Raw genomic sequence first — 6,185 nt, forward strand, 5'->3', positions numbered from 1 at the left:
CGGCCCGGCACGCCGGGCTGGCGGCCGACCGGGACGTGCGCGTCGCGGCCGGTGACGTCACCGACGCCGAGCAGGTCGCCGAGCTGGCGGCCGGACACGACGCGGCCGTCCACGCCGCCCGTCGACCTGGCCGTACCGCCGGGCGAGTTCTTTCCCGCCGCCGCCCGCGCGCTCGTGGCCGGGCTGGGCCGGGCCGGGGTGGGTCGGCTCGTGGTCGTCGGGCTCTCCTCCGTCCTGCCCACCGCGGCCGGTGGCCTGCTGATGGACACCCCGGGGTACCCGCAGGAGTACCGGTTCTTCTACCTGGGGCACGCCGCCGGCAACGAGGCGCTGCGCGAGGCCGAGGGCGCGCCGGACTGGCTGGTGCTCAGCCCCGCCGGGGACTTCGACCACACCGGGCCGTCCGCCGGGGGCTACCGCTTCGTCACGGGGGACGCCGACAGCCGGATCACCTACCCGGACCTCGCCGTCGCACTGCTCGACGAGATCGACGCGCCCCGCCACCACCGCGCGCACCTGGGCGTGGAGGGAACGACGCCAGGAACGTGACGGCGGCGCCACCCCGCCCTGCGGCCGGGCCACAGCGCAGAAGCGGACAGGTCGCAGGGCGAGGCGGCCGGCGGGGTGGGCCGGGAGCGGCCAGTCGGGGCTGGACCGACAGCATCGCCAGGGCATCGACGCAACGAATCGCCATGACTGGCCCGCGAGACGCAACGAACCGTCGGGCGACGCAACTTCCGGCGGTGGATGTCGTCGCTTCCCCCGCATACGGTTGGGCAACGGCGCCAGCCCGTGGGCCGAAGATGGCCGGGCGCGCCCGACCCTGGGAGCAGTACAGTGCCGATGGACGCCACCAGCCAGCGCTTTCTCATGTGCCGGCCGACGTACTTCGCCGTCGACTACGCGATCAATCCCTGGATGGACCCCACCGCCCCCGTCGACACCGAGCTGGCCGTCCGGCAGTGGGAGCGGCTGCGTCAGGTCTACCGCGAGCTGGGCCACACCGTCGAGGAGATCGTGCCCGTGCCCGGTCTGCCCGACATGGTCTTCGCGGCCAACGGCGGCACGGTGATCGACGGCAAGGCGATGGCCGTGCAGTTCCGCGACCCCCAGCGCGCCGACGAGGCCCCCGCCTACCGGGTCTGGTTCGAGTCCGCCGGCTTCGACGTATACGACCCCAAGCACGTCAACGAGGGCGAGGGCGACATCCTGCTCGCCGGCGACGTGCTGCTGGCCGGCACCGGATTCCGCACCGCGCACGCGTCGCACGCCCAGCTCCAGGAGGTCTTCGGCTACCCGGTGATCACCCTGCAACTGGTCGATCCCCGCTTCTACCACCTGGACACCGCGCTCACCGTGCTGGACGAGCGCACCGTGGCGTACCTGCCGGAGGCGTTCTCGCCCGGCAGCCGGGCCGCGCTGCGCAGGCTCTTCCCGGACGCGGTCCACGCCACCGAAGCCGACGCGGAGGTGCTCGGGCTCAACGCCGTCAGCGACGGCCGGCACGTGGTGCTGCCCGAGCAGGCCACCGACCTGGCCGCGCGGCTGCGCGACCGGGGCTACGAGACCATCGGGGTCGACCTGTCCGAGCTGCGCAAGGCCGGCGGCGGACCGAAGTGCTGCACGTTGCGACTCCGTCAGGGAAAGGCGAGCAAGTGATCGTGGAAGACATGCTGCGGACGCCGGCCGCGGTCCGGGACGCGGAGCGCTTCACCGCGCACAACTACCACCCGCTGCCGGTGGTGGTCAGCTCGGCCGAGGGTGCCTGGCTCACCGACATCGACGGCCGGCGCTACCTGGACTGCCTCGCCGGATACTCGGCGCTCAACTTCGGCCACCGGCATCCCCGGCTGATCGCCGCCGCGCACGCCCAGCTCGACCGGCTGACCCTCACCAGCCGGGCGTTCATCCACGACCAGTTCGCCGACTTCTGCCGGGAGCTGGCCGAGCTGTGCGGCAAGGACATGGTCCTGCCGATGAACACCGGCGCGGAGGCCGTGGAGACGGGGATCAAGGTGGCCCGCAAGTGGGGCTACCGGGTCAAGGGCGTACCGGCCGGGCAGGCCAACATCGTGGTGGCCGAGGGGAACTTCCACGGCCGTACGACCACCATCGTGAGCTTCTCCACCGACGACGAGGCACGCGCCGACTTCGGGCCGTACACGTCGGGCTTCACCGTCGTCCCCTACGGCGACCTGACGGCGCTGGAAGCGGCGATCGACGACAACACCGTGGCCGTGCTGCTGGAGCCGATCCAGGGCGAGCAGGGCGTCGTGGTGCCGCCGGAGGGCTACCTGTCGGGCGTACGCCGGGTCTGCACCGAGCGGAACGTGCTGTTCGTCGCCGACGAGATCCAGTCCGGCCTGGGCCGCACCGGTGCGACGTTCGCCTGCGACCACGAGGGCGTCGCGCCGGACCTGTACCTGCTCGGCAAGGCGCTGGGTGGCGGCATCGTGCCCGTCTCCGCGGTCGCCGGGAACGCCGACGTGCTCGGGGTGCTCCAGCCGGGTCAGCACGGCTCGACGTTCGGCGGCAACCCGCTGGCCTGCGCGGTGGCCACCGAGGTCGTCCGGCTGCTGACCACCGGCGAGTTCCAGCGCCGCTCGGCGGAGCTGGGCGAGCGGCTGCACGCCGGCCTGCGCGCCCTGATCGGCCGGGGCCTCGTCGCCGTGCGGGGCCGGGGGCTCTGGGCGGGCCTCGACATCGACCCGGCGTTGATGACCGGCCGGCAGGCGTGCGAGCTTCTGATGGAACGGGGCGTGCTGGCCAAGGACACCCACGGCTCCACGATCCGGCTGGCCCCGCCGCTGGTCATCACAGTCGACGAGATCGACCACGCGGTCACCCAGCTCGCCGCCGTGCTGGCCGGCTGACCAACCCCACGAGCGCAGGCGGGCGCGGGCCACGGCCCGGCGCCCCCGTCGCCACCGGGCTCAGGGCCGGGGCAGGCGCATCGCCATGGTCGGGGCCTCGGCCATCACCGAGTTGGGGGTGAACGCCGCGCCCGACGGCAGCTCGTCGGCGCGGCCGATCTGCACCCCCGGGTACAGCTCGACCAGGTCACCGGGGGCGAGCACCCGGGACTGCTGCGGCTTGAGCGCGATCCGGTCCGGTTCCGCCATCGAGCCACCGGGGCGGATCCCCGACCCGTTGGTGCTCACGTCGGTCACGATCACCTCACCGACACGGCATTCGAAGCGGACGTGGCCGCGGCTGATCCAACGCCGCGCCTCGTCGTTGAGCCATTGCCCGAGCACGATCCCGCCCTGCTGCTCCGGCGCGCGCCCCACCAGCACCGGCTGGCCCTCGGTGAGCACGAACCGGCGGCGGACCAGCCCGCCGATGCGCACGGCCAGCACCTCCGTACGCGGCCGGGGCCCGGCGTCGCCGAGTCGGGTGCCGTGCCGGGGACAGGTCGGCACGCCGCCGCGCAGGGTGGGTGGCGGCTGCCCGGCCGGGGCGCGTTCCACCCGGGCCAGGTCGGCGAACGCGCCGCCGCCCCCGCCGCCGCCGAACAGGGCGCAGCCCTGCTCGGGGCAGCGCCACTGCCGGGCGAGCAGCTTCACCCCGGTCGCCGAGGGCGCGCCGGCCACCGGCACGTTGCCGCCGCCGACGTGGGCGATGAACACCGGGCCGCCCGCGCCGGGCACCGGGGCGAGCACCCGGCCGGGCTGCTCGACGGTCCACGGGAACCGGCCGCGCAGGCCGTCGAAGCGGGCCCGGCTGAGCACCGGCAACCCGAGCAGGTCGGCGACCTCCAGCATCCGGTCGCCCGGGTTGTCGAGCACCTCCACCAGGCCGTCGTCGGCCCAGCGGCGGACCACCATCCGCTCGTTGGAGGTGAGGTCGGCGTCGGAGAGCAGGGCCCGGTGCACGATCGCGTACACCGGGACGTTGTCCTCCGTCAGGTCGCGGGCGAGCGCGTCGATCACCATGCCGAGCCGGAGCAGGTTGGCCGGCCGGCCGCCGTCGAGGTCCTGGTACCGGATCACCTCGGCCAGGTCGAGGACGGCCCGGGCCAGTGACGGGTCGGTGCAGACCCGCCCCTCGATGGCGTCGAGCACCTTGCTGATCTCGAATCTCATCGGGCACTCCGGACGATGTCGTCGATCCGCCGCGCCAACTCCAGGTCCCGGCGGGTGACCCCGCCGGCCGAGTGGGTGACGCAGCGGAAGGTGAGGGTCCGGCCCGCCAGCCCACCCAGCCGGTCTCGCACCGCCTCCGCGGTGAGCACGTCTGCCATGGCCAGACCCTACCGCCAGGGGTGCCCGGACGGCTCTGCCACCACCTCGCGCACCACGGTCGACCTGCGCCTACGGCGGTACGGGCTCAGCCGCGCAGCGGCCGGCCCACCTCGTGCAGGTGGGCGAGCGCCTGCCGGTACGACTCGACCAGCCCGGCCTCCGCGTACGGCACCCCCTGCTCGGCGCAGTACGCCCGCACGATCGGCTGGGCCCGGCGCAGGTTCCCCCGGGGCATGTTCGGGAACAGGTGGTGCTCGATCTGGTAGTTCAGCCCGCCCAGCGCGACGTCGACGAACCAGCCGCCCCGCACGTTGCGGGAGGTGAGCACCTGCTTACGCAGGAAGTCGAGGTCCTCGTCGGCGGTCGGCATCGGCATGCCCTTGTGGTTCGGGGCGAACGCGCAGCCCATGTAGAGCCCCCACAACCCCTGGTGCACGGCGATGAACACCAGCGCCTTGACCGGCGGGAGCACCGCGAACAGCAGGCCGAGGTAGCCGGCCGCGTGCAGCGCGAGCAGCAGCCCCTCGACGGCCCGGTGCCGCATGGGGGTGGCGTACCGGCCGTCCGGGGCCCGCCCGAACAGCGCCCGCACGCTCGCCACGTGCAGGGCCATGCCCTCCAGCAGCAGCATCGGGAAGAACAGCCACGCCTGCCGCCGGGCCAGCCAGCGGCCAAGCCCCCGGGTCGCGGCGGCCTGCTCGTACGACCAGACCAGGGCACCGGCCCCGACGTCCGGGTCCTCGTCGTGGTGGTTGGGGTTGGCGTGGTGGCGATTGTGCTTGTCGACCCACCAGCCGTAGCTGAGCCCGACCGCCAGGTTGCCGGCGAGCAGCCCGGCCACCTCGCTCGCCCCGCGGCGGCGGAACATCTGTCGGTGGCCGGCGTCGTGCCCGAGGAACGCCACCTGGGTGGTGGCCACGGCCAGGCCGGTCGCCACCAGTAGCTGCCACCACGAGTCGCCGACCAGTGGCACGGCCACCCAGCCGGCGACGAAAGCCGCCAGGGTCAGCGCGATCCGGGCCGCGTATGTGGCGGGCCGGCGGTCGAGCAGGCCCGCCTCGCCGATCCGCCGGGCCAGTCGTGCGTAGTCGCTACCCCGCCGGGCCGGCGGGTCCGCTGTCGCTGCAAGCACCATCTGAGCTCCGCTTCTCGGCGTCCGGGCCACGCCGGACGGCGTGTCCTGATGTCGAGTCTCCAGACAACAGTAGCCGTGGGTAACCTGGACAGCAGCAGCATCCGGGGTGGGGCGCTCCCTACCTCGCCCTCCCGGCCCCGACGCGGTCAGCCCATCCGCCCCACCGCCGTCCGGAACCGGGCCAGGTCGCGGCGACGCCGCTCGTACGTCGCGGCCAGGCCGATCAGGGCCAGGCCCCCGGCCGCCAGGAAGATCCACCGGGGCAGCAGGTCCCAGCTGCGGATTAGCTCGTGCAGCGCGAGCAGGAGCAGGGTGACCCCGCCGAGCAGCACCGGGGCCTGCCAGCGGCGGGCCGCGCCGGCCAGCACCACGACCAACGCGCCGGCCCCGAGCAGCAGCCGCCGCCAGGGCTGCGGGTCGGGCGCGAACAGCACCGACACCTCGCTGGGCAGCAGCCCGGCGGCCAGCCCCGGCCCGAGCGCGAGCCAGCTGTTCAGGCCCGGCCGGGTGCGCAGCGCCACCGCGCCGGCGGCCAGGGCCAGGCCCGCCGCCGGCAGGGTGTACGCCTCCAGCAGCACCACCCCGCCGGCACCCAGCAGCAGCCAGGCGCCGATCAGTTCGCTGCCCCCGGCGACGCCCGCGAACGCCCAGCGCCACCCGAGCGGCTCACCCCGCCGCAGCAGCCGCAGCCCCACGGCGGCCCCCCAGAGCACGCAGACCGCAGCGGCGTACCGGGGTGACCCGCCAGCCAACAGGACCGCGAGCAGGGCCACGGCCTGGGCGGCGATGTCGAGCGTCCGGCCCCG

Annotated in this window: 7 protein-coding genes; 3 read left to right on the top strand and 4 right to left on the bottom strand. The window is 74.4% G+C overall.

All coding sequences use genetic code 11. The features are described from left to right. The 3 genes from MCAG_RS09545 to rocD all read left to right on the top strand — a co-directional run. Positions 1–549: NAD(P)-dependent oxidoreductase (locus MCAG_RS09545; protein WP_232290121.1), on the top strand; the 549-nt coding region annotated here is incomplete at its 5' end. 294 nt (positions 550–843) lie between these two features. After that, on the top strand, positions 844–1,659 hold the full coding sequence (ddaH, locus tag MCAG_RS09550; RefSeq protein ID WP_007072760.1) for a dimethylargininase: 816 nt from the start codon (positions 844–846) through the stop codon (positions 1,657–1,659). Next, on the top strand, positions 1,659–2,873 hold the full coding sequence (rocD, locus tag MCAG_RS09555; protein ID WP_198141728.1) for an ornithine--oxo-acid transaminase: 1,215 nt from the start codon (positions 1,659–1,661) through the stop codon (positions 2,871–2,873). Before ddaH ends, rocD begins: the two co-directional genes overlap by 1 nt. Positions 2,874–2,933: 60 nt before the next feature. Here rocD and MCAG_RS09560 read toward each other — a convergent pair whose 3' ends face one another. The 4 genes from MCAG_RS09560 to MCAG_RS09570 form a co-directional block, all read right to left on the bottom strand. Further along, on the bottom strand, positions 2,934–4,085 hold the full coding sequence (locus tag MCAG_RS09560) for an FHA domain-containing protein (RefSeq protein WP_007072762.1): 1,152 nt from the start codon (positions 4,083–4,085) through the stop codon (positions 2,934–2,936). Beyond that, entirely contained in the window at positions 4,082–4,243 is a 162-nt protein-coding gene (locus MCAG_RS30585; RefSeq protein ID WP_083802234.1) for a 4a-hydroxytetrahydrobiopterin dehydratase, read from the bottom strand. The genes MCAG_RS09560 and MCAG_RS30585 overlap by 4 nt, the downstream gene beginning before the upstream one ends. Before the next feature lie 86 nt (positions 4,244–4,329). Then, complete coding sequence (locus MCAG_RS09565; protein ID WP_007072763.1) at positions 4,330–5,379, bottom strand: acyl-CoA desaturase; 1,050 nt, start codon at positions 5,377–5,379, stop codon at positions 4,330–4,332. Between the two features lie 146 nt (positions 5,380–5,525). After that, positions 5,526–6,185, bottom strand: a 660-nt coding sequence (locus MCAG_RS09570) for an SCO7613 C-terminal domain-containing membrane protein (protein ID WP_036372964.1), incomplete at its 5' end; no start/stop codon positions are given.

The organism is Micromonospora sp. ATCC 39149 (assembly GCF_000158815.1).
Taxonomy (GTDB): domain Bacteria; phylum Actinomycetota; class Actinomycetes; order Mycobacteriales; family Micromonosporaceae; genus Micromonospora.

What these genes read in the sequence shown, in the direction of transcription:
- ddaH (WP_007072760.1), top strand. Translation starts at nt 844, where the DNA reads ATGGACGCCACCAGCCAGCGCTTTCTCATGTGCCGGCCGACGTACTTC.
- MCAG_RS09565 (WP_007072763.1), bottom strand. Translation starts at nt 5,379, where the DNA reads ATGGTGCTTGCAGCGACAGCGGACCCGCCGGCCCGGCGGGGTAGCGAC.
- MCAG_RS09560 (WP_007072762.1), bottom strand. Translation starts at nt 4,085, where the DNA reads ATGAGATTCGAGATCAGCAAGGTGCTCGACGCCATCGAGGGGCGGGTC.
- MCAG_RS30585 (WP_083802234.1), bottom strand. Translation starts at nt 4,243, where the DNA reads ATGGCAGACGTGCTCACCGCGGAGGCGGTGCGAGACCGGCTGGGTGGG.